Below are 23,791 nucleotides of genomic sequence, written 5' to 3'. Positions count from 1 at the left end.
TCATGGCTAAAACGTTACGGCTTCGAGTAGAGCGTTTTTCTTCGCCAGAACCGTGCGGCCATACGTAGTCCGGTAGTACTTGTGGAGGTGGTAGTAGAGCGAATATTCGACAAACCGCTGCCGGGTGCGGAACAACCGGTTGGTGGTCATGTGAATCAGACTGCCCAACAACGATGTCAGGGGAATTTCCAGTTGATTCTGTTCTTTCAGTTGAAGAATGGTCTGGATAAAGGGCCGTAATGTTTCCCGATGTTGTTGGTTCAGTTCGTAGAAAAACTGGTGATCCTCGTTGGTTTCAGCCCACAGCTCTGTGATGGCGGTTTCAATTTCTTTGTACCGCGTATCCATTTGCTTTTTCAATACCGAGTTGTAGCCAAATTCCTGACCGAATTGAGCGGCTTTTTCGTCCGCAAAATCCAGTTTCTGTTTCAGGTCAAAACCGATCTCGTCCAGCAGCGTGTCGATGAGTTTCATGCCAAACCGCCACCGGCATTCTTCGCCTTCCGACCCTTCGATCAGGCTCAGGAAGTGCAGAATCGTTTGACTGTCCCGGTGAAAATAGTTCTCCACGGCGTCGATGGAATTACGTCCGTAGCGTTCCAGTTCGCGGTTGTAGGTGTCGTTCTTAATGGCGGTGATCACGTTGGAGGCCAGAAAAGGGGCCAGCGCATCGTGCAATTCCTGAATGATCGTCCCCAGAAAAGCCGGGTCGATGACGTGGCAGCGGAACCGGATGTGGAAGTGCGGATCACCGTAGCGGATAAAGAAAAACCGGTCGGTCCAGCCGCGCTCGGCAAACCGTTCGGCCAGCGGATGCAACACCGTCGTCAGGATCGCATCGGCGGTTTTGATCCCGGTGTAAATCTTGTAATAGAGCCATTCGGAACCGGCGAAGAATTTGCGGTTTACTGTTGCCCCTAAAGTCGTGCGCGACCCTGGCATTGCCCCTAAATCCCCTAAAGGGGACTTGGACGCGGCAAAATCCAGATTTGCAAAGTCCCCTTTAGGGGATTTAGGGGTAAAGGCTGGCAAATCCGGCTCGTTTTTAAAAGCCACCACAAACTGATTCGTGTGCCAGCCCGCTGGCGACTGTGTAATGGCATTGTCGGCCCGGAACAGAAACTCCTTGATTTGAAACTGGTCCTGCGATTTGATCTCGTTAACGAACGTTTCGGCCAGCCACCGATTTTCCAGATCCACGTACAATTCGTTGTCGTAGTCCAGCAGGCAAATGTGCCGGGGAATGCCGTACTGGTCGCGCCAGCGGTCAATCTCGGTTTTCAGACCCGGCCAGTCTGCCTTTTTGAACGCCGTCACCAGTGGTTTGACCTGCTGCGCGCGGCAATTCCAGCGGGCTTCCGACAGAACGATGTTGTCGAGAACTATGCGGGGAACGTAGACAAACACCGAATTGACCGGCCCCAGCGACAAACCCAACCACGGCCGAATGGCCTGATTTTGCAGGGCGCACAGGAAATGATAGACATCCAGCGAATTGGTCTGGGCGTAATGATGGGCGTTGGAAAGCTGGGGAACGATGGTTTTGTTGAGCAACTTCGACCGCAACACCACGCGGTTTCCCACCACCCGAATCACCAAATCCGTCACCGGAATCTGGTGTTCGCTGTCAACCGACGCCTTGCCCAAGTACGGAATCTGGTAGTTTTTCAGTTGCGGTCGGATAATAATGTTGCCGGTTCGGGCTTCGGGCAGGTGAATAATGTCGGCAAAAATCACATCGGGCCGGATCGCATCCTCGGCGTCGCTGATCTGCTGAATCAGGTTCAAAATGGAGGGATCGGTATGACCAAAACGGCCCAGCAATGACGTGCCGGTGGTTCCGCCAAAACTATCGAGCACCAGCGTTTCCCGCCCGTTCTCGCGAATGACTGAAAACATGGCGGCATTCGTGGGCGGCAGGTTGGGCCGGGCGGGTTCAATGGCCAACAGATCCTCTTCCGTAATGGCAATCCGGGCGGTGCGGTGAAGTTGGGCTTCCGCTACTTTCTGGAACAAAAACGCCTGTTCGGGAGCCACCGTCCAGGTCTTTTTGGCTTTGGCCCGTGAGCCAGCCGCCACGCCGTCCACCAGCGGGGAATCGTCGAAGGACTCCTGATCGGCCGGGAAACCAATTCCAATTTCGGGGTCGAGCGCGACGACCAGCGGGATTTCTTCGTCTTCGTATTTTTCGGTAAAGCGGTTTCTGAAGTCATCCAACGCTCCCTCACTGGTGGTAGTCAGTTTGAGGAGCGTTGGAATTTTGGCGACTAATTTATTGAGAAGTCCCCGGTTCAACTGGCCGGAGAGCGTGGGTAAATAGGTGTCGATCTGGAAGAGAACTTTGCGGTCGAACGGGGTAGACAGGTGGCTCAGTTTGTGCTCTACCTGGCTTAGTAGTTCGATTGAAGTCTCGTGCTCCCCACTTTCCAGGGTTTTCAGATCAACGGTAACCTCCTGCAACAACGCCACAATCCGGGCGATTTCATCAGAAGGATGCTGGCTGCCAATCGTTTGCAGAATGGTCAGAATTTGGACTAAAAAATTTTCGCCCGTCAGCGACGGCTCCAGTTCGCTCACCAGCAACTGGGCATCGATCACCGATTCAACGAAATCCCGGGCATCGTCTTCACTGATTTCGTCGCTGATTAAAGCCGTATACAGGCTTTCGGCCCAAACGCCCGGTTGGCTATGCTCCAGAACCGCATCGAGATACGGGCTTTTTTCGGCGCTGCTCAGGTGGTGAACCCGTTGGCCCTTGTCATACCGATACGTGACGTAGCGGTATTGGTCATTGATTTCGTACAGGCTCGAATTCGGAAAAAAACGGAGATACGGCTTTACATCGGGGTGTTTTTCCAGATCCTGCGCCAGCGCGCAGAGGTAATTCATGTCGAGCCGAACGACCCGTTTCAGGCTAACGGTATCCGCTATACGGATATTCGAGTTGATGGTTTCGATGGGCGCGGTGGCAAAACCGCCGAACAAACCGAAAGGCGTGCAGCGGGTGGCGTAGCGGGACAAATATTTGATCAATGAATACAGTACCCGCCGGGATTTTTCGTCGGGCTGACGGCTGAAATCGAACTGGATCGCTTCTTCGTACAAAGCGGGTGAGGCAATGTAGAGGGCTTCAAGGAAAGCCGGATGTTGAAGTTGCTGGCTAAGCTGGGTCCAGTCCGGATTGTCGATCGCGGCAAAACCGGCAAGGGGAACCCGAACAAAAGCGGTTTCGAAAGCAGTCGTCTTCATGACCAGAAAGTGTAGCGTGTGTGTATGGTGTGGCACTGGTAATACGGGAAGAACGAAGGAGCTTTTACACCCCTTCGTTCCGCTTCGCGATTCAACTGGTAAAAGAAGAATCGGATCTATTTTCCGATCAGGCGTATCGCAAGCCGGTTTTGCTTACGGTTCGCAAATTTTGCTGGTACAAGCCGAAGCGGTTTGGTGAGAGCGACCACCGATGACATTCTGGGCCTGGTTTTTCGACAGAGCGATGATTTTGTCGGTTTTCAACGTGATTTTTGAAACTTGCTTTTTCATGATTTGTTGTTTTGAACTGGTGTGATTGATGTGCTTACTCTGTTGCGGTTTTCAGCGTCCCCGGCGGCTTTTCTGTTTAGCCGATACAAACTTGGCGGGTTTTGAAACGATTGTGAAATCGGAACTTGTAACTGGTCGGGATTTATTGATAACTAGTAGGAAATGGCAAAAACGTTGCTGGCAGCGTCTGTATACTGCGGCAGGGCTTGGGCCAGCCTTTCGATTCCGTCCTTTTTATGATCGGTTTCTTCCGCCATGTTCAGGAAAATGAATTCCGCCACGCCGTAGATTTCCTGCAACCTTGCCACTTCATCCAGGATGTAAGCCGGTGAGCCAATTAATTCATTATGAATGCTGACCGGGCGTTCCAGGGCTTCCCGGATCTGGCGGGCTTTCGCTCCCGTTTCGGCGCAGACACCGGCCACGGCGAGATTGATTTCCGGCTCCCGGCCGTGTTTTTCGTAAAAAACCGCCCGGTATTCCTGAATTTTCTCCGCATCCCGTTTGTGATCCGTAATTTCGGTATGAAACAGGGACTTGCAGAGCGCCGTCGGCCGACTGGCCAGAACCGCCGGGTTTTTCAGGCCCGCGCTCAGCGACCAGTAGGTGGGCAAATACCCGCCGACGGGCGCAATCAGGCTGGCGTTTTCGTCCGCAAAGAGATAGTCGTACAAGGCCCGGCAGTTGTCGGCAAACCGTTCCACTTTAGGGGCAGAACTGGACAAATCGAGATCCGGAGCCAGAAGCATTCCGATTTCCGGTGGAACCCCTCCGCCAGCCACACCCAGATCGATGCGGTTGGGAAACAGGTTGTTGAGGACCTTGAACGAAGCCGCCACCCGGTACGGATTGTGGAACGCCATCAGCAGCCCCGCCACGCCGACTTTGATGCGATCCGTCATCCCGGCGATGATGGGCAGCAGCACTTCGGGGTTGTGGTAGGCCGTCGGGGTGCCGTAATGCTCGCCTAGCCAAAACCGGGTATAGCCCAGTTCCTCGGCCTGCTGCGCATAGTCCAGTACATTTTCAACCATATCCATCGGACTGACGCATCCGGTTCCGAATTCAAGAAGACCCAATTTCATAATAACAAGGAGTTGAAAGACAAGCGAATGCCGCAGGCCGGGTTTATCAAAGAAAAGAAGACTCAACAGCCCTGGGTTAGAAAGGCCGCTGAGTCCGGAGATTGGTAGGTAGTATTTTTGCTTCCTGGAAGCGTGTGCGGACGGATTACAGTTCCGTTGGGCAATACCCCGCCGTGGTGCATCCGCCAATCGTTTTGTCTTTCGGCCGGCCGCCCATGACGTTAGAAGCCTGCGTTTTGGATAAGGCAATGATCTGATCGGTTTTCAGTGTCAATTTGGCAATTTGCTTTTTCATGATGGTAAAATATGGTGTGATGGTGTGCCTACTCTGTTCGGTTTTCAGCGTCCCCGGCGGCTTTTTGGTTTGGCCGATACAAACTTGGCGGGTTTTGAAAGGATAGTGAAACCGTAACTTGTAACTAGTTGCGATTTATTGATAACAGGCTGAAATTAGGCCGTAATTTGAAAGCGGGTTCAAAGTGATTTACTAGGGTTTTCCCTAATTTTCTAAAAACGGGGGTTTCCCCTATTTTATAACCTACCTCCTTTGTCCTATTTTTGCTAAACAATATTCAATTTATCCGTTTCGTACAATCGAAACAGTAAAGGGTTAAATTAAAAAGGTGGTTCCGTTGTTAAACTGAAAACCGGTTTTCTCCCCAACGGAGACGTCGAGTGCCCATCCGAGTTAACGCATACGAATTGATGATACGAGTGTTGATTGCCGATGACCACAATGTGTTTGTTGAGGGGATTGAGTCGCTGATTTCGGGGTCTTCGGAAATTGAAGTGACGGCGCGCTGCTTTGATGTGTCATCGGTTATTGAACACCTGGGCCATGCGCCGATCGACGTCGTTTTGCTGGATATTTCCTTTCCGCAGGTGGAAGATGGGCTGGCGCTTTGTGAACACATTACGCGTACGTTTCCGGCTACCAAAGTGATCGCCCTGACGATGCACGACGACGCCAGCCTGATCAAACGGGTGGTGAAAAAAGGGGCAAAAGGGTATTTACTGAAAAACACGACCAAGGTGGAGCTGTTGCAGGCGATTCGGACGGTCCACCGCGAAAAACCGTATTTCAACGAAATCATTACGAATATTCTGCTGCATGACGAGCCCCGAAACCGGAAATCGGGCAGCGGAACGGGCCTGAAACCCAACCTGACGCCCCGCGAATCGGAAGTGCTGACGCTCATTTCACAGGGATTAACGACGCAGCAAATGGCCACGCAACTGTTCGTGAGTGTCAAAGCCATCGAATTTCACCGCAGCAGTTTGCTCATGAAATTCAGCGTTCCCAATACTGCGCTGCTGATCAAAACCGCCATGGAAATGCAGTGTATTGATTGACAGACGGTTCAGGATTGATCGACAATAAAGGAAGCGATTCATTAGTTGTATAGCATTTAACGACTCTCAAAATGGCAGAACGGGTGCGCGAGCTAGTCCGACAAAAGTGCCTGGGTGCGGTGTTGCTCCTGTTGCTTCTGGGCATGGGACAAAACGTGCTGGCACAATCGGATTCTTCGGCCATTGTCAGCCTGAAAAACCAGATCCAGCAATGGGTGCAGGAAAAGCAGTATGGGAAAGCTGCCAAATCCTATGAAGAGTTGGGATGGCTTTATCACCAGCAATACGGTTACAACAAGTATACGCTCGATGCCAATTTCAACGGGATGAAATACTACCACCTGCAAGGCGATTCGCTGGGGTATTACAACGTCCACATTGCCATTGGCGATTACTATTCGCAGGATCTGTTTATGCAGCCCTACGCGGAGCAGTATCTGGGAAAAGCGCTGCAGTATTTCAAGCGAAAACATAACCACCCGAAGATCATCGAATGCCGCCTGGCGTTTGCGAATCTGGCGCAGAAAAACGAGTTGATTCCGAAGAAGTTGATCACCGAATTGCGGGAAACCGAGCGGATGAGTGCCCACTATAAGCAGGCGTACTCACAGGCTTTTGCTATGAATCTGCTGGCCAACAGCTATTTACGGAATAAACAACCGGATTCGGCACAGTACTTCGCCATCCGCAGTCTGAATATGGCCCGGCAGTTGAAGACCAACTGGATGATTGCCCTGAACTACTTTTATCTGGGGCTGGTCGAGCAATTCAAAAACCGCCCGGAAGCGGCCATTGCCGCCTATGAGAAAAGTTACAAGCTGGCCGAGTCGGAGAAAAACGTATCCATGCTGCGGGAATTGTCCCGGCATGCCGCCGACAGTTATTCGCACCAAGGCGACTTCAAAAACGCCTATCGGTCGTCGTTGAGGACGCTGGATTTTACGAACCAGTTTTACTATTCCGAGCAGACCAAAAGCATCCGGTTGCAGGAACTGGACAGTCAGGTGAAGACGCTGGCGGTTGAAAAGCAATTGGTTGAGGAGCAAAGCCGACACCAGCATATTCTGAATTCTATGTTGGCGGGTGGATTGGTCATCAGTGTGTTGGGGGTTGGGGCGTTGGTGTTTCTGCGACGTCAGCAGAAACTGATTTCGCACCAGCAGACGGTTATTGCGCAGCAACAGATTCGGGATCTGGAACTGAAGTCGTTGCAGGCCATGATCGAGGGGCAGGAGGGCGAACGGAGCCGGATTGCCCGGGATTTGCACGACGGTCTGGGCATTCAGCTCTCGCGAATCAAACTGTTTGTGGAGGCTCATCAGGAACTGTTGCCCCTGTCGGTGAAGGAACCGTTGAACCAGTTTCTGGACGAAGCCTGTACGGAAACCCGGCTGATTTCCAGCGATTTGAGACCCTATGCACTCTCGAATTTTGGACTGATTCCAGCCCTCGAAGACCTGGTGCAGAAGTTAAATCTGGTCAATGAAACCGCTCTGACGCTGGAACATTACGGCGAAGTACCCGATCTGGGCGACGAAGCTTCGGTGATGATTTACCGGGTTGTGCAGGAATTGCTGAACAATGCCTTGAAACATGCTGAAGCCGAGACGATTACCGTACAGATTATGACCAATGACGAAGCGGTGCTCATCAGTGTGGACGATGACGGACGGGGTGGCGATTTTGAAAACAACCCGTCGAAAGGCAATGGCATTGCAAATATCAAATCCCGGATTGCCTACCTCGGCGGTCAGGTGATGTGGCAGAGCGAACCCGGAAAAGGCACCTCGGTCATGATTTCGCTGCCGATGCAGAAACTGGTGAGGAACACACTGGCGGTTTTATAATTATACCCCCAACCCCCTGAAGGGGGCTTTGAAAAACCGGATTTTTTTAGCCCCCTTCAGGGGGTTGGGGGTAAGTCTGACAAATATACCTAAACCCATACTTTTTATTTTGCAGGCCATGCCGAACTAACTCCACTTGACTGACCGGGCACCTGATCTGCCAAGGGTCTGAATTTTCACTTTTATCCGATTGAATACTCCCTACTCTCAAGCTCAGCTTTTTGGAGAGGTGCTGCTTTTTTGTCCCTTTATTTTACTTACTATGATAAAACATGTGCTTTCGGGGGTTTTGGTCTTGGGCTACTGGACATCAGTTCACGCGCAGGTCCGAACCAATACCGTTGCCGAACCGGCGAAAAACCGGGTGGTGATGGCATCACTGAAGAATGCAACCGTCGGAAAATCCGATGTCAACGCCCTCATCAAAGGGGTGGTTTCCGACGACAAAGGCAACACGCTTCCTGGTGCAACTGTGTCTGTTAAAGGCACTACGCAGGGCACCACGACGGACGCCGAAGGGCGGTTTACGATCAACACCCCGGCGGGAGCCAACGTGCTCGTGATCTCGTTCATCGGGATGAAAACGCAGGAAGTCGCGATTGGCAACCGGACCAACCTGACCATTACGCTGCTCGCCAACGACCAGTCGCTGGATGAAGTGGTGGTGATCGGCTACGGAACGGCCAAACGCTCCGACGTTACCTCGTCCATTACGACCATCAAAGCCACCGAGCTGAAAGACATTCCGGCGGCCGGCATCGACCAGTTACTACAAGGCAAAGCGGCCGGGGTAACGGTAACCAGCAACGGCGGCCAACCGGGCGGTGGTGTTTCGGTGAAAGTGCGCGGAGTAACCTCCATCAACAGCAACGACCCCTTGTTCGTGATCGACGGCGTACCGTTTGTTGGGGGGAACACGTCGAACAGCACGGGCTACGCTGGTTTGGGCGGGGGCGATGGACAAACCGGGAACAGCGTCATGGCGATGCTGAATCCCAACGACATCGAAAGCATCGACGTCCTGAAAGATGCGTCGGCGCAGGCCATTTACGGTTCTCAGGCCGCCAACGGCGTGATTCTGGTGACGACTAAAAAAGGCAAGTCGGGTGAAGGCAAGATCAATTACGAGATGTACACCGGCGTTTCAGAAGTGGCCCGGCGGCTGGACCTGATGGATTTGCGGGATTTTGCCCGCTACCAGAATGAAGTGCTGCCGATCATCGGAAACCCGGTTTCGGACGAGTTCAGAAACCCGGATTTGCTGGGAAGAGGCACCGACTGGCAGGATGCCATGTTTCAGCGCGGAACAATCAACAACCAGCAGTTGAGCTTTTCGGGTGGACGCGAGAAAACGACGTACTATCTGTCACTCAACTATTTCGACAACAAGGGGATTCTGCTGGGTTCGGATTTTAAACGGTATTCGAGCCGGTTTAGCCTCGACACGCAGTTGAAAAGCTGGGCCAAAGTGGGCCTGAGCGCCAACGTGTCCCGCAGCATTCAGAATGTATCACTGGCCGATGCGGCTGAAGGGACGATCTGGTGGGGAGCCGTCACCAGTCCGCTGGTTCCCGTAAAAAACCTCGACGGTTCGTGGGGCGGTGGTCAAACCGTCGGCGGGGTGCAGTACAGCAACTCCAATCTGGTCGGAAACAGCCAGTACCGGGGCAATACCAAGACCTCGAACAACGTGTTCGGGAGTCTGTATGCCGAACTGCAACTGATGAAAGACCTGACCTTACGGAACGAGCTATCGTATTCACTGGGCCAGGACAACAACGTTGCTTTCCAGAAAGCCGGGAATGTGGGCGGCACATCGTTTCGGAGCAAACTGATCGACTCGCGCTCGGATAGCTACTACTATTCGATCACCAACTACCTGAATTACAACAAGTACATCGGCAAGCACGGTATTCAGGCTACAGTGGGGCATCAGGCGCAATCGTCGTATTACCAGTCGATGTCGGGCACGAAAGTGGATTTGCAGGCCAACATTTTTGACCTCAACACCGGCAGTGCCGACCAGACGACCTGGGGCCTGAGCGGTGGCAAAGGCCACTGGGCGATGGAATCCTGGTTTGCCCGGGCTAATTACACCTACGACGACCGCTACTCGCTTTCGGCCAGTTTCCGCGCCGACGGTTCGTCCAACTTTGGTCCGAATAACCGCTGGGGGAATTTCCCGGGCGTGTCGGCTGGCTGGACGGTTTCGAACGAAAAATTTATGAAAGGCAATGTGGCTAACGTGCTGAATTTCATGAAAGTGCGCGCTGGTTACGGAACCGTCGGGAACCAGAACTTCCCGAGCGGTGCGCCCAATCCGGCGTATGTGGGAGCGGTGCAGTTCTTCTCCGGTCCGGTGGGCTTCGGTTCCTCGAACATGATCAACGGGATTCCGAATCCGAACCTCAAGTGGGAATCCGTCAAAACCACCAACGTTGGGGTTGACCTCGGTTTCCTGAACGGCCGGATCGATGCGACCATCGACGTCTACAAAAAAGTGACGTCCGACATGATCATCTTCCTGACCGGCCCCAACCTGATTGGCGTGGGCGACCAGTGGGACGACCTGAAAGCGCCCTTGGGCAATGCGGGACAGATGACGAACACCGGGATCGACATCGGAATTACGACCACGAACATCAAGAAAGGCGACTTTACCTGGAAAACCAACCTGGTGTTCACGCAATTCAAAAATACCTACGACCGGGCGGCCAGTGCGGCTTCGGCGCTGGATGGGAAAGTGTATTACAACAACTACCTGATTACGCACACGACGCCCGGCAATCCGGTGGGTTCGTTCTGGGGGCTGGTGACAGACGGGTTGTTCCGCACGCAGGAAGATCTGGACAAGAGCTTGCCGCAGTTTGGCTACAAGGTGAACCAGAACGAAACCTGGCTGGGCGACATTCGCTACAAGGACATCAACGGCGATGGCAAAATCGACGCGCAGGATTACACCTTTATCGGCAGTCCGCTCCCGAAATTCACCTGGGGTTTGACCAACTCACTCAACTACGGGGATTTCGACTTCTCGCTGTTCCTTCAGGGGAGCCAGGGCGCCAAAGCTTTCAACTTCCTCCGCTGGCAATTGGAAGGGCTGAACAATGCCTGGTCGAACCAGATGCGAACCGTAACGGATCGGTATACCGAAACCAACACGGACGGCGCACTGCCCCGGTTTACGACCACCAACAAGAACAACACGGCTATGTCGGATCGCTACGTGGAGGATGCATCGTACTGGCGGATTCAGAACATCACACTGGGCTACCGGCTTCCGAGAACGCTGTTGAGCAAGGTGAAAATGACGAACCTGCGGATTTACGGGTCGATTCAGAACCTCAAAACGTTCACGAATTACTCCGGTTACGACCCCGAAATCGGCTCGTTCAACAACAGCATCAAGCTGATGAACGTAGACATGGGTCACTACCCGAACCCCCGGACGTTTACCATCGGTGCGAATGTACAATTTTAAAATGATTGAGTGAATGAGTAATTGAGCGATTGAGCGATACAAAACAGGACTTGCTCCTGGTAAATTATCTTCATGAGCTCCTTCACTCAACCACTCAATCGCCCAATCACTCAATAGGAAAAGTCATGAAACGAAAATCCATATACGCCCTGGCCATTTCGGCGATGCTGCTGGCTTCCTGCAAGGAAGACTTTATCGAGCGGCCTTCGCTCTCGGGGACGACCACCGGAAATTATTACAATAACGCGGAAGAGGTTCGGGCTGCAACCAGCACGCTCTACAGCGGTTTGCCCTGGCGGAATTACGAAAGCCGGGCGCAGGATGCCATCGGCGATGTGATGTCCGGCAATATGTTTACCTACACCGACGTCGAGTACCTGAACTTTACGGTTTCCTCAGCCTCCGAGCGGATTGGTGCCGCCTGGGGTGCGTTTTACAAAATCATCGGGTATTCCAACGTGATGATCAAGACGTTCGAGGAGAAAAAAGCCGCCGGGGGTGGTGCTTCCTACCTCGATCCGGCGATTGCCGAATGCCATTTTATTCGTGGAACGCTGTATTTCTACATCGCCCGGACCTGGGGTGCCGCCCCGATCATTACCGATCCGGGTGCCACGGCTTTGTCGGGTAATTTCAATATTCCCCGGTATTTGCAAAAAGACGTGCTGCGGTTTGCGCTGGAAGAACTGCAACAGGCCGAAGCTGGTTTGCCCGAATCCGACGTGCCCGGTCGCCTGACAAAAAATGTCGCCAAAGGTATGATGGCCAAGTTGTATCTGTACAACAAAGACTACGCGAACGCCAAAGCGAAGGCTGAGGAGGTGATCAATTCCGGGAAATACAGTCTGGTGGGCGATTACACAGGTATGTTCACCAAAATGAGCATGAACAACAACCCGGAAGCGTTATTTTCGATTCAGCACCAACTGGCGCAGGACCCCTGGGGAACGGGAAACATCAAAAATCCGGATCGTGGCGCCAGCGCTCTGCGGACGGCCGAAGCCGATGCCTGGGAGATGTACATTCCGTCACTGGATTTGCTGAAAGAATATGAGTTTGGAGATCTGCGCCGGAAATGGTCGGTGATGGAACACGGCTGGACCAATCCGAACTGGAAACCGCAGCGCGTCAACGCCCCGAAATACAACGAGTTCATGGCCACTGGGTTCAAATACGATACAATCCAGCCCACGGCAGACGGCGGAAGTCTGAGCCCGACCCGTTCCAACATCGTCAAATACTTTGCCGGTCCCGGCAAAAGTTTCGGTGGGGAGTCGGTTTTGGGTCAGAATTCGGGCAACAATGTGGTGTTGTTGCGCTACGCCGACATTCTGCTGATTTACGCCGAAGCCACGCTGGCCGGAGCGGCTTCCACCTCCGATGCCAAGGCGTTGCAGGCCGTGAATGCTGTTCGAACGCGGGCGGGTTTGTCGCCCCGGACGTCGCTGACGCTGGACCAGATCCTGCACGAACGCCGGGTTGAGTTTGCCTTCGAGGGCGACTACTGGTACGACATTCAGCGTCAGGGGTTTGCCAAAGCGAAAGCGATGATCGAAAAGCAGAACCGCGGAACGGTAACCGGTGCGAGTTACATCACCACCTTCACCGAAGACAAAATGTACCTGCCGATTCCAGCCGGCGAAATCGTTCAGGACCCCGAGTTGGGCAAAGATCCGGTACCTTATTATAACTAGACAAGAGAAGTGAGAAGTGAGACAAGAGAGGAAAGGGAAGTCAATAGTCTCTTGTCTCACTTCTATCATCTATCTTCTAAACGTAACCATTTCCAATGACATTCAATCGATTTAAACACCTGGCGGGCTTGTCGTTCGTGACCCTGATGACGGGCCTGACGATGACTGCCTGCGAAGAAGATACCGACGGTCGGCCGCAGTATACGGCGGGAAATCCCGTTGCTACCAAACTGGCTCCCGACTCGGCGGCTGGTGGAACGGTCGTTACGCTGACCGGCTCCGGGCTGGGCGATATGCGCAGCATTGTGTTCGAAAAACAGAACGTTCCCGCCGGTTTTCAACCGACCTTAAACACCGACAAGGCGCTCATTTTCCGGGTGCCGGACGAGGTTGTGGGTGGTGTGCAAAACGTCATTTTTACGAACAGCGAAGGCCGGACGGTTTCGGTGCCCTTCCGGGTGCTGGCCTATCCGACGGTTTCGGAGGTTTCTAATTATAACTTTACCAGGGGCTCGGAAATTACGATTACGGGCAACAACCTGGATGATGTTACCTCGGTTAAGTTAACCGGTACATCGGATGCCGCTACCATCGTTTCGAAGGAGAAGAAGAAGCTGGTGATCAAAATGCCAGCAACGACGGTGAACCGGGCCACGCTGGACATTACCAACGGAACGGGCCTGTTGAAAACAACCCAGGAACTGGTCAACGTCGACAAGTCGTATATGATCTTCGGCGATGCGTACGGGGCTGGTTTTCAGGATGGTTCCTGGGGTGATGCGGGTGCGGTTTCGACCAAAGAGTTTCGGTCCGGAACGGCGTCGGTCGGGAAGAACTTCCAGAAAGGCAACTGGCACCTGATCGCGTTTGCCAACTGGTCGGCTTCGGCCATTTCGTATTCCGCCGATTATACCTACGTCTCGGGCTGGATCAAAGGCGCTTCCGCCGACTATTCGCTTTACCTGACCACCGACGCCAGCAAAGCCGGTTTTGGCGGTTTTGACGACAAAAACAAGATCGACGTAAAAGCCGGGGTCTGGACGTATTTCAAAATCAAACTCTCGGATGTGGATTTCTGGTCGGCGGGCAAGAAACTGACGCAGGTCGGTTTTCGGATTCAGGGACCCGACAAGCAGGATGAGACCTTCTATTTCGATGATTTGATGTTGATTAAATAAGGTTTATTTTAGCGAGCTATTTTGCCCCATTGTCCTAAAGAACGGTCGGCCGCTGCCGGACTTTTGCACCCGGTTTATCTGGGTCCAAATCCACTAATTGATTTAACTTTAATAACTGCCGAATTACTAGTTTGGCTTATCAGCCCGCTGCTTTAGCTGTGGGGAAAGTGAAAAGTATTCCCTGCTAGCAGAACCGTTTTAACGGTTTGCTGGACGATGAAACCGTTAAAACGGTTCCAGAATGGTTCGGTTTCGCTTCAATTTTCCCACAGCTAAAGCAGTGGGCTGATAAACATTCGCTTTGGCAGTTATTAAAGTTAAATTAATGAGGGGCTAAAGACCCATAAGGCCCGCAAATCATAACATTCCAGATCCGCTTTCGACGGAAAATCTTCTTCGTAATGTTCCCCTTTCGTAAACGGGTCTTGACGGTTTTTCTGATCAGTTTGTTGGCGTGTACGTCTAGGAAAACTGTAACTCCTGCCCAAACCGAACCGGCTCTGATCCGGCTCGAAGCGGAGGTCGGTAGCCTGTCGGGCGTGGAAATTGCTCATTCGGTGGCCGGTTTTTCGGGAACGGGCTACGTAACCGGCTTCGATGATGCCACTGATCAACTAACACTTTCGTTTAATGCCACGGCGGGCTTGTATGAATTAGCCATCGGCTATTCAGCTCCTTCCGGCGATAAAGGCGTTGATTTTCAGGTGAATGACGAAAAGGCCAGCAGTACGCTCACGCAGAATACTGGCTTTGGTGTGGCTAAAACCGGCAAGTTCCGGGTGCGCGAAGGACAGAATACCGTAACTTTTTTCCGGGGCTGGGGCTACTTTAGCATCGATTACCTGCAACTGACGCCGACGACGGTGGCAGCGCCGGCAAAACCGTCTAAAGCTCTCGTTGATCCGCAGGCGACGGCATCGACCAAAGCGTTGTTTTCGTATCTGGTCGATCAGTATGGCAGCAAGGTGATTTCGGGGCAGCAGGACGATGTGGAATATGTACTGGAAAAAACCGGCAAGGAACCCGCCATCGGCTCGTTCGACCTGATGGACTATTCTCCGAGCCGGGTTCAGAACGGAGCCATTCCCCAGCGGTCCAGCGAAGCGTGCATGGCCTGGGCGCGGAAAGGGGAGGGGCGCGGCATCATCAGCCTGCTCTGGCACTGGAATGCGCCCACCGATCTGATCGATCAGGCTCCCGATAAGCTTTGGTGGAGCGGTTTTTACACCCGGGCCACGACCTTCGATCTGGCGGCTACCCTGGCCGATCCGCAGGGCGAACGGTATCAGCTTTTGCTCCGGGACATCGACACGATTGCCGGTGAACTCAAAAAGTTTCAGACTGCCGATATTCCCGTGTTGTGGCGGCCGCTGCACGAAGCATCCGGCGGCTGGTTCTGGTGGGGAGCCCGGGGCGCCGGGCCATTCAAGGAACTGTGGCGGTTGTTGCATGACCGACTGACGAACCATCATCAGTTGCATAACCTGATCTGGGTCTATACCGCCACCGACTCGATCCACCCGGACTGGTATCCCGGCGATTCATACGTCGATGTGGTCGGGCTCGATATTTACACCGATCCAACGGCGTCGCTGAGTGGCAACTGGACGAATGCGCAGAGGGCGTTTGCTGGCAAAAAACTGGTCACCTTGTCGGAATCCGGCAATTTGCCGAACCCGGATTTGATCCGGAATCTTGGCACCTGGTGGTCGTGGTTTTCCGTCTGGACCGGGGGCGATTTCATCAAAAAACAATCGGTGGAACAACTCAAGGCGGTGTATACCGACAAAGACGTCATTACCCGCGATGAGTTGCCCAACTGGCGACACACTCCGTCTTCGGGGCGGAAAACCGTGGCCGGGCACTAGATTCGACCGGTGGCTCAACCGAGCAGAACCGACTTTACAGCGACGGGTTGCCAGTCTTTTCATTTGTACTGGCATAAGAACATATGCTACTCAAGATCAGGGAGTTGTATTTGGATTTTTAGTGCCTATATTGCAGGCAATACAGGACATTCTCTTCCGAACCACTTACTACCTCTCTATCATGCAACGCCGAAAATTCCTCCAAAACACCGCCCTGTGTGCGGTGGCGGTTAGTGCAACGGGTTTCGTTCATTTCAATGGCGAATCCTACGCGGGTGACTGCGAGACGACCTCCGATATACTGGGTCCTTTTTACCGGCCCGACGCGCCACTTCGGAACAATCTGCTGATCAAAGGCGCACCCGGAATGGAAGTGCGTTTAACGGGAACCGTTAAACACAAAGACTGTACGACACCGAACCAGGGAGCGAAGGTGGAACTCTGGCATTGCGGGGCGGATGGGAAGTACGACAATGCTTCAGACGAATTCCGCTACCGGGCCACTGCGCTGTGTGACGCCAAAGGGAACTATGCATTTACGACGATTCTGCCGGTTCCCTACGACGTTGGAAACGGCATGATCAGGCCCGCTCACTTTCATCTGCTGGTTTCGGCTCCAGGCTATCAAAGTCTGGTAACGCAACTGTACTTCAGCGGTGATCCCAACATCGCGACGGATGAGTACGCGTCGGCTTCCACCGCCAAACGCCGGATTCTGGAAGTCAAATCAACGGCGAAGGGTGGCAAGATGGTTTTGTTCGATGTGACGATGACGGAGAAGTTGGCCGCCGAACCCGCGGCTCTTGATAAACTGACGGGAACGTATACAGATGAAAAAAATAAAAACCAGAAAACCATCTTTTTCAAACGCGATGGGCAGTTGTGGCGCAAAGCAGGTGAAATAATCTACGGAATCAATTATGATTACATCGGGAATAATACGTTTGCCCAATCCGGCTTGCCTTCTGGTCTGCAACGAACCTATGCTTTTGAAATTCTGGAAGGCGGCTCGGTGAAAGTGACGGATACCAGCCTGGATGCGAAAGGGAATAAATTAGTCAGGGTAGCTATAAAGGACTGATAAACAGGATTTTATTCGAGAATTGGCGTCAGGATTCCATACGCTCCTGACGCCGTAGACTAAACCTTACTTGAACCGCCCGGCTTCCGTTTTTCCCGGCCAGGTATCGGTTCGGAACGGCACCGCCGGAAGCCCTTCTTTGTTGTAGAGATTGACTTCGCCATTGTCGTCGGCCCAGCCGTAATGTACCGAAACGGGCGTTGTTACTTCGCTGGAGGACACGATGACTTTATCGCCCTGAATTTCGGCTTTGGCCCAGTGAAATTTCTGGTCGGCTCCGGCCACTTCAAACCCTTTCAGATACCCGTATTTGTCGGACGATTGCAGCCCTCCGCCCACGTGGTCGAACGTCAGCACGGCTTTGTTTCCGGTTACGTCCATGGCTTTGAAAACCGGTCCCGAATACACCCGGTTTTGGCCGTAAACGGTTTTTAGTGCATTCAAAGCCAGTCGTTTGCCCACATCCTGTTTGTTTTTTGGGTGAATGTCCTTACTCTCACCAATGTCGGAGGTCACGGCCATGCCGGTATTGGGCAAAGCCAGCGTCATGGTCTGGGCTTCGCGGAGTTCACCCCAGGTGCTGCCGGTGGCACTGGTTCCGTTGGCCGCGTTGAAGCTGGCGAGTTGTACGAACAGAAACGGGAAATCGCCCTGTCCCCAGCGGGTTCGCCAGTCGGTAATCATCAGCGGAAAGGTCTTGCGGTACTGGTAGGCCCGCCCGGCATTCGACTCACCCTGGTACCAGATCGCGCCCTGGATGGCGTAGGGAATCAGCGGGTGAATCATGGCGTTGTACAAAATCGTTCCGGTCATGTTCGGATTCACCAGGGCCGGATTTCGGTTGTAATCGGCAATGCGGTATTTCCAGTCGCCGACCAGTGAAATTTCCTGGCCAGCCCCCGACAGTTTAAACTGATCTTCTTTGGCCGTAAAACCGCCCGTTCCGTTCTGGTCGTCCACGCGAATTGCGATGACGTTCCGGCCCGGTTTTAACGTGCCGCCCCGAACGGTATACGTTCGGGCCTGACCCGTCTGCGTCGTAGTTCCCACTTTGACTCCGTTGAGGTAGGTTTCATCGGCATCGAAAACCGGCCCCAGCGTCAGCGTCATTTCTTTACCCGCCAACTCCGCTGGAACGGTGATTTCGCGCCGGAACCACACCACACCGTCGAAACCGGGAAGGGCTTTCCGGTCGAACAGGTCGGGCAACCGGAGCGTTTGCCAGTTGGCATCGTCGAAATCTGTTCCCGACCACTGCTGAACCTCGGCCACGCCGGGCAATTCGCCCTGTACCGACTTGACCTGCGTCTGCAACTGCTCCAGCCGTTTGCTGGCAAACTCTTCGAGCGTCTTTGGTATGGTGGACACAACGGGTTTGAACTCCTCGAAACTGTCCATCGCTTCCCGGCTCGTCCACGACTCGGACTGGGTGCCGCCCCAGGAGGTGTTGAGCAAACCGATGGGTACGTTGTTGAGTTCTTTCAGCAATTCGCGGGCGAAAAAATAACCGACCGCCGTAAAATTACCGACGGTTTCGGGCGTGGCAGCTTGCCATTCACCACCCAGTACATCGTCTTTCGGCGACAGGCTCAGGTCGTGCGGCACCTTGAAATGGCGGATGAGCGGATAATTGGCTTCCTGAATTTCCTGAGCGGCATTGGTCGAGGATTTGACCACCCACTCCATGTTCGACTGCCCCGAGCAAATCCAGACCTCGCCCACCAGCACATCGTCGAAGGTCACGGTATTCTTTTTTCCGGCCACCGCCAGAGCGAAAGGCCCCCCGGCTTCGATTGGGTCCAGCCGGACCATCCATTTTCCGGATTTGTCGGCCTTCGTGGTTTTGGTCTGATTATTGAACTGGACCGTTATCTTCTCGTTCGGGTCGGACCAGCCCCAAACCGGGACGGGTTTCCGGCGTTGCAACACCATGTGGGAACCGAAAATCTTGGGCAAACGGACATCGGCCCACGTTTGCAGAGCCATCAGCATGAATCCGATCGCGGCTGCGTAACGAAAGTTGAATCGCATAAAAAGAGGTTTAGGAACGGTTTTTTTGACAAAAAGACTTGTATAGGCGGGAAAAATACAGATATTTAGCCCAACGTGCAATTGACCTTGATGAAGCTAGAAGATTTTCTGAGACTCCCCCACGGACACCAGCAGGAACAATTGTGGTTCCGGGGTTCGGTACTGGCCAATCGCTACGAGGAAACGAATATCTACCTCCTCTACGCCCTGGATTTGTTTTACGTCGAGTTACAATACGATGCTGCGGGCAGTCGGCTGCTCCGGTTGTCGGCTTTCACCTCCACCGAACCCCTGACGCCGTATCTGCCCCTGCTGCCGGATGATTTGCTGGCGGAGTTGGGGTAACTATAGTTTACGGTATTCGGTTTACTGTTTTCGGTGGCTGACGCATTCCATTCGTGCGGTAGCCAGCATGCGTCAGCCACCGAAAACGGTAAACCAGCCTTTCACTCCGGCAAATCGTACGCTTTCCGGACTTCTTCGTACTTGCTGTAGTCGATGGCGGCTTTCCGGCCGTTGCTCTGCTTGTCGGCCGTTACTATCACCACGCGAATGGCTTCAAAGTGTTCGTTCCCGGTTTGAAAGTCGGAGGTTCGGCGCAGAAAAACCGCTGCCAGTGTCTGGCTATTGCCGGGAAAAACAAAATGCGTATAGGCGTTGCCCTTGATGGTTTCGCCCGGAATGGAGAACCAGAACGAATCCTCTTCGTTGTTGGCTTTTGGAACCGACTGTTTGACATAGACATAAAACGCGCTCCGGTCGACAATGTCCCGGTTGATCGTCTGGGGCAGCGGCAACAGTAAATCGGTCATTCCTTCATGGTTGCGGGCGGTATAATTGATCTGTTGCACGTTCGAACTGCCATCTGCCCCTTTCGCCCCCGTATCGCCTTTATCGCCTTTCGCTCCGGCTACTCCCGCCACACCTTGTGGCCCCTGTGGCCCCTCGGGCCCTTCAAGACCCTGGCAGGCACTAATCGCCACACACCCCATCATAAGGAATTTCGTCATCACGCGCACAACTTTTTTCATACAGAATTCGGACTAGGTTGTAGAATGAATAAATGGAAAACCAGCAGGTCTTTGTCGGACGAAGCCCGCCGGATCGGATGCCGGCATTCTGCTTCGGACAGAGCCAACACCTGGCAAATTATTCAAAAAATGTGGATGGGCAGCAGGAAGGCGGTCAATCTTTGCGTGTACGGATTTATACCGCATCGATTCAGTAGGTTTAAATTGATCTTGACTTTGAATGGATATAAAATTAATAAGGGGTTTATTGAATAAGTTTATTTTATTGCGTGAAAAATCCTGTTTTAGTAGGCAGTTTCTTTGCAAGCTGACTACGGTCTGTTTGTGATGCATTTGTTTCGTTTTAAGTCCCCTTAGTCTTTCTTTCATCCTGTTCACTTTACCATCTCTAATCTCTCTTTCTCTATGAACAAGCTTCTACAATCGAGTAGTCAGGCCAGGCGCATGATCCTGTTCATCGGTATTTTCGGACTGGCTTGTTTGGCAAACGAAGCCAAAAGCCAGAGTATTTCGGGACGCATTACGGCGTCCGAAACCGGCGAAGCCCTGCCGGGCGTCAGTGTGGTAATCAAAGGCACGACGCAAGGCACCACAACGGATAATGCGGGGAAATACACCCTCAAACTGCCTGGTGCCAACGCGTCGCTGGTGGTGAGTTTTATCGGGTATCTGAAGCAGGAAATTGCCGTGGGAGGGCGCTCGACCCTCGACATTGCCCTGGAAGTCGATACCAAGGCCCTGGAAGAAGTGGTCGTCGTGGGCTACGGTACGCAGGAAAAAGTGAACCTGACGGGAGCTGTGGGGATTGCCGACAGCAAACGGCTTCAAAACCGGCCGATTGCCTCGGTGGGTGAGGGGTTGCAGGGCGTGATTCCCAACCTGAACATCGGGGTCCGCAATGGTGACCCGGCCCAGCCCATCACCTTCAACATCCGGGGCTACGAGTCGATCAACGGCGGTTCGCCCCTCATCCTGGTCGACAATGTTCCGATGGATCTGAACCGGGTCAATCCCAACGACATCGAAAGCATCAGCGTCTTGAAAGATGCGTCTGCGGCCGCCGTTTACGGGGCACGGGCGGCCTTCGGGGTAGTGCTGGTGACGACCAAAAGCGGGAAAAGCGGGAAGATCAACGTCTCGCTGAACACGCAGTTTTCGCTGGCAAAACCCATTTTTAACATGGATGTCGTCACCGATCCCTACCAGTTTGTGCAGGCCCGGAATCAGGCCAACATCCGTTCGAGCGGGGTTCCGGCCTACGATGACGACATGGTGGCTGGCACGAAAGCGTTTTCGGAAAATCCGGCCACGGCACCCCAGTGGAAAGTGGTCAACGGCGTTCTCCGGTTTTATGGCTACAACGATTACCAGAACAGCATCATGACCGATTATGCGCCCACCAGCCAGCACGATCTGTCGGTTTCGGGCGGTACGGACAAGGCGCGGTACCTGGTGTCGCTCGGCTACTTTTCCAAAGACGGATATCTGCGCTACAACAACGAGAAGTTCAAACGTTACAACATGTTGATGAAGGCGGATTTTGAAGTCAACGAATGGCTGAAACTGGACAGCAAAGTGATCTTCAATTCGCAAAACAGCGACAAACCGCACTTCTACAACTGGGACGTCAACATCAACTCGCTGGCGCGGGTCAACCCCATCGCGGCCATTCAATTCCCCGACCTCGAGTATTACATTACGCCGGGCGACCGCGAGAAATACGCCCCCTACATCGGGAAATACTTCGGCGGCACCAACTTTTTTCCGTATCTGCTCGACGGCGGGCGGACGACCTTCACCAACAACGACCTCTGGCTGACCCAGGGCGTCACCCTGACGCCTTTGCGGGGGCTCAAAATCCGGTCTGATTTTTCCTACAACATTTTCAGCCGCAACTACCAGGACGTACAGAGCAAGGTCGATATTGTGGATGCAAACCTGTTGGCGGCTAATTTACTAAGCAACGGATTTAGCGGGGACGACTGGATTCGGAACGAGAACGAATACAACCAGTATTACGTCTTCAACGCCTATGCCGAATACAAAGTCCCGTTGCCCACCAATCACAACCTGACGACGATGGTCGGCTTTAACCAGGAACGGGGGATCAACCGCTACACCGGAGCGCAGGCCCGCGCCCTGATTACGCCCCAGGTCATTGATCTGAATGCGACGACGGGAACGCAGCAAACCTTCGGGAGCAAGTCGCACGTGGCCTTGCGGGGTGCTTTTTACCGGCTGAATTACAATTACAAAGAGAAATACCTGATCGAATTCAACGGTCGCTACGACGGCACCTCCCGGTTTCCGAAAGACAGCCGGTTTGGCTTTTTTCCCTCCGTGTCGGCGGGCTGGCGGATCAGCAACGAAAAATTCATGGCCGGAACCGGAAGCTGGCTCGACAACCTGAAACTACGCGCTTCGTACGGAACGCTGGGCAATCAGTTGCTGGGTACCAACTACTATCCGTACGTGGCCACGATGGGGACGGGGCAGTCGCCGTACATGTTCACCAATGCCCTGATTCCGTTTGTGTCGGCTGCCGGACTGGTGAGTCCGTCACTCACGTGGGAAACGGTTGTCTCCAAAAATATCGGTCTGGATGTGACGATGCTGCGCGGACGGCTGGATGCGTCCCTGGACGTGTACACGCGCGACACGAAAGACATGCTGATGGATGTGTCGTACCCGGCGATTCTGGGAACCGCAGCCCCGAAAGAAAACGCAGCCGATTTGCGGACCAACGGCTGGGAGTTGTCGCTGACCTGGCGGGATAAGTTCAAAAGTGACTGGAGCTACGATGTTACGCTGGCATTGTCGGACTGGACGGCGGAGATTACCCGGTTCAATAACCCCACCGGTGCCTTGCCCAACAACAGCAACATTTACTACGTCGGTCAGAAGCTGGGCGAAATCTGGGGATTTGAAACCGCCGGTATTTTCCAGACCACGGATGAGGTGGCACAGGCTCCCAAGCAGACCAACATCGGGGCCAACTGGCGTCCCGGCGACATCCGGTATAAGGATCTGAACGGCGACGGCAACATCACCTTCGGAAAGAACACCCTCAGCGATCCGGGCGATCGGAAAGTGATCGGGAACACCACGCCCCGGTATTCGTTCGGGCTCAACGGCGGGATTGGCTACAAGGGCGTTCGGCTGACGCTGTTCTTCCAGGGCATTGGCAAAAAAGACCACTGGCCAACGTCTGACAACTGGACCTGGTTTTTTCCCTACAACGCCGGACACGTTGAGAAATACTACATCACCGACACCTGGACGGAAGACAACCGGGATGCGTATTTTCCAGCGGCACACATTTCGACCAACGACAAAAAGAATGTGCAGGTGCAATCGCGGTATTTGCAAAGTGCAGCCTACATCCGTCTGAAAAACATTACGTTGAGCTATGAACTGCCCCAGGGCCTGATGAAGAAAATCGGTATTGGGAGGGCCCAGATTTTTGCAACGGGCATGAACGTGTGGGAGTACACCAAAATGCGGAAACCGCTCGATCCCGAGACGATTCAGTCGGCCGCCATCGAATACCCGATGCAGCGCATTTCTACCCTGGGGCTCAATGTTTCCTTTTAATGACCGAT

15 protein-coding genes are annotated in these 23,791 nt (G+C 53.4%); 9 read left to right on the top strand and 6 right to left on the bottom strand.

Going from position 1 to position 23,791, the window contains the following annotated elements; genetic code table 11:
- Positions 1-6: 6 nt before the first annotated feature.
- The 4 genes from F0P93_RS26020 to F0P93_RS31595 all read right to left on the bottom strand — a co-directional run bounded on the left by F0P93_RS26020 (position 7) and on the right by F0P93_RS31595 (position 4,920).
- Positions 7-3,249, bottom strand: a complete 3,243-nt coding sequence (locus F0P93_RS26020; protein ID WP_150880654.1) for a lantibiotic dehydratase — start codon at positions 3,247-3,249, stop codon at positions 7-9.
- A gap of 153 nt (positions 3,250-3,402) precedes the next feature.
- Entirely contained in the window at positions 3,403-3,540 is a 138-nt protein-coding gene (locus F0P93_RS31600; RefSeq protein WP_191908921.1) for a class I lanthipeptide, read from the bottom strand.
- A 152-nt stretch (positions 3,541-3,692) separates the two neighbouring features.
- Complete coding sequence (locus tag F0P93_RS26015) at positions 3,693-4,625, bottom strand: LLM class flavin-dependent oxidoreductase (protein ID WP_150880653.1); 933 nt, start codon at positions 4,623-4,625, stop codon at positions 3,693-3,695.
- Between the two features lie 145 nt (positions 4,626-4,770).
- On the bottom strand, positions 4,771-4,920 hold the full coding sequence (locus tag F0P93_RS31595; protein ID WP_165841074.1) for a class I lanthipeptide: 150 nt from the start codon (positions 4,918-4,920) through the stop codon (positions 4,771-4,773).
- A 410-nt stretch (positions 4,921-5,330) separates the two neighbouring features.
- On the opposite strand from F0P93_RS31595, the gene F0P93_RS26010 reads away from it, so the two are divergent.
- The 7 genes from F0P93_RS26010 (at position 5,331) to F0P93_RS25980 (ending at position 17,127) form a co-directional block, all read left to right on the top strand.
- Positions 5,331-5,978 (top strand): response regulator transcription factor, encoded by a 648-nt coding sequence (locus tag F0P93_RS26010; RefSeq protein WP_114410117.1) that lies wholly within the window; start codon positions 5,331-5,333, stop codon positions 5,976-5,978.
- A gap of 71 nt (positions 5,979-6,049) precedes the next feature.
- Positions 6,050-7,825, top strand: coding sequence for an ATP-binding protein (locus F0P93_RS26005; protein ID WP_150880652.1), 1,776 nt, complete (start codon positions 6,050-6,052; stop codon positions 7,823-7,825).
- 262 nt (positions 7,826-8,087) lie between these two features.
- On the top strand, positions 8,088-11,306 hold the full coding sequence (locus F0P93_RS26000; protein WP_150880651.1) for a SusC/RagA family TonB-linked outer membrane protein: 3,219 nt from the start codon (positions 8,088-8,090) through the stop codon (positions 11,304-11,306).
- A 125-nt stretch (positions 11,307-11,431) separates the two neighbouring features.
- The gene (locus F0P93_RS25995) at positions 11,432-13,000 is read left to right on the top strand and encodes a RagB/SusD family nutrient uptake outer membrane protein (protein ID WP_150880650.1); all 1,569 of its coding nucleotides are present in this window, start codon (positions 11,432-11,434) and stop codon (positions 12,998-13,000) included.
- A gap of 95 nt (positions 13,001-13,095) precedes the next feature.
- Positions 13,096-14,178, top strand: a complete 1,083-nt coding sequence (locus F0P93_RS25990; RefSeq protein ID WP_150880649.1) for an IPT/TIG domain-containing protein — start codon at positions 13,096-13,098, stop codon at positions 14,176-14,178.
- A 401-nt stretch (positions 14,179-14,579) separates the two neighbouring features.
- Entirely contained in the window at positions 14,580-16,046 is a 1,467-nt protein-coding gene (locus F0P93_RS25985) for a glycosyl hydrolase (RefSeq protein ID WP_150880648.1), read from the top strand.
- Positions 16,047-16,227: 181 nt separating this feature from the next.
- A complete protein-coding gene (locus F0P93_RS25980) occupies positions 16,228-17,127 on the top strand; it encodes a dioxygenase family protein (protein WP_150880647.1) in 900 nt (299 codons plus the stop codon).
- 66 nt (positions 17,128-17,193) lie between these two features.
- Here F0P93_RS25980 and F0P93_RS25975 read toward each other — a convergent pair whose 3' ends face one another.
- Positions 17,194-19,158, bottom strand: coding sequence for a sialate O-acetylesterase (locus tag F0P93_RS25975; protein ID WP_225309647.1), 1,965 nt, complete (start codon positions 19,156-19,158; stop codon positions 17,194-17,196).
- Between the two features lie 90 nt (positions 19,159-19,248).
- Here F0P93_RS25975 and F0P93_RS25970 point away from each other — a divergent pair, with 90 nt between their 5' ends.
- The gene (locus F0P93_RS25970) at positions 19,249-19,503 is read left to right on the top strand and encodes a hypothetical protein (RefSeq protein ID WP_114410123.1); all 255 of its coding nucleotides are present in this window, start codon (positions 19,249-19,251) and stop codon (positions 19,501-19,503) included.
- Between the two features lie 101 nt (positions 19,504-19,604).
- Here F0P93_RS25970 and F0P93_RS25965 read toward each other — a convergent pair whose 3' ends face one another.
- On the bottom strand, positions 19,605-20,189 hold the full coding sequence (locus F0P93_RS25965) for a collagen-like triple helix repeat-containing protein (RefSeq protein ID WP_150880646.1): 585 nt from the start codon (positions 20,187-20,189) through the stop codon (positions 19,605-19,607).
- A 405-nt stretch (positions 20,190-20,594) separates the two neighbouring features.
- Between F0P93_RS25965 and F0P93_RS25960 the strand changes: the two genes are divergently transcribed.
- A complete protein-coding gene (locus tag F0P93_RS25960; protein ID WP_150880645.1) occupies positions 20,595-23,783 on the top strand; it encodes a SusC/RagA family TonB-linked outer membrane protein in 3,189 nt (1,062 codons plus the stop codon).
- The last annotated feature ends 8 nt before the right edge of the window (positions 23,784-23,791 follow it).

Origin of the sequence: Larkinella humicola, from assembly GCF_008727875.1 — a bacterium.
GTDB classification, from domain to species: domain Bacteria; phylum Bacteroidota; class Bacteroidia; order Cytophagales; family Spirosomataceae; genus Larkinella; species Larkinella humicola.
The sequence above is the reverse complement of the archived record's forward strand: the minus strand, read 5'-3'. Positions and strand labels throughout refer to the sequence as shown.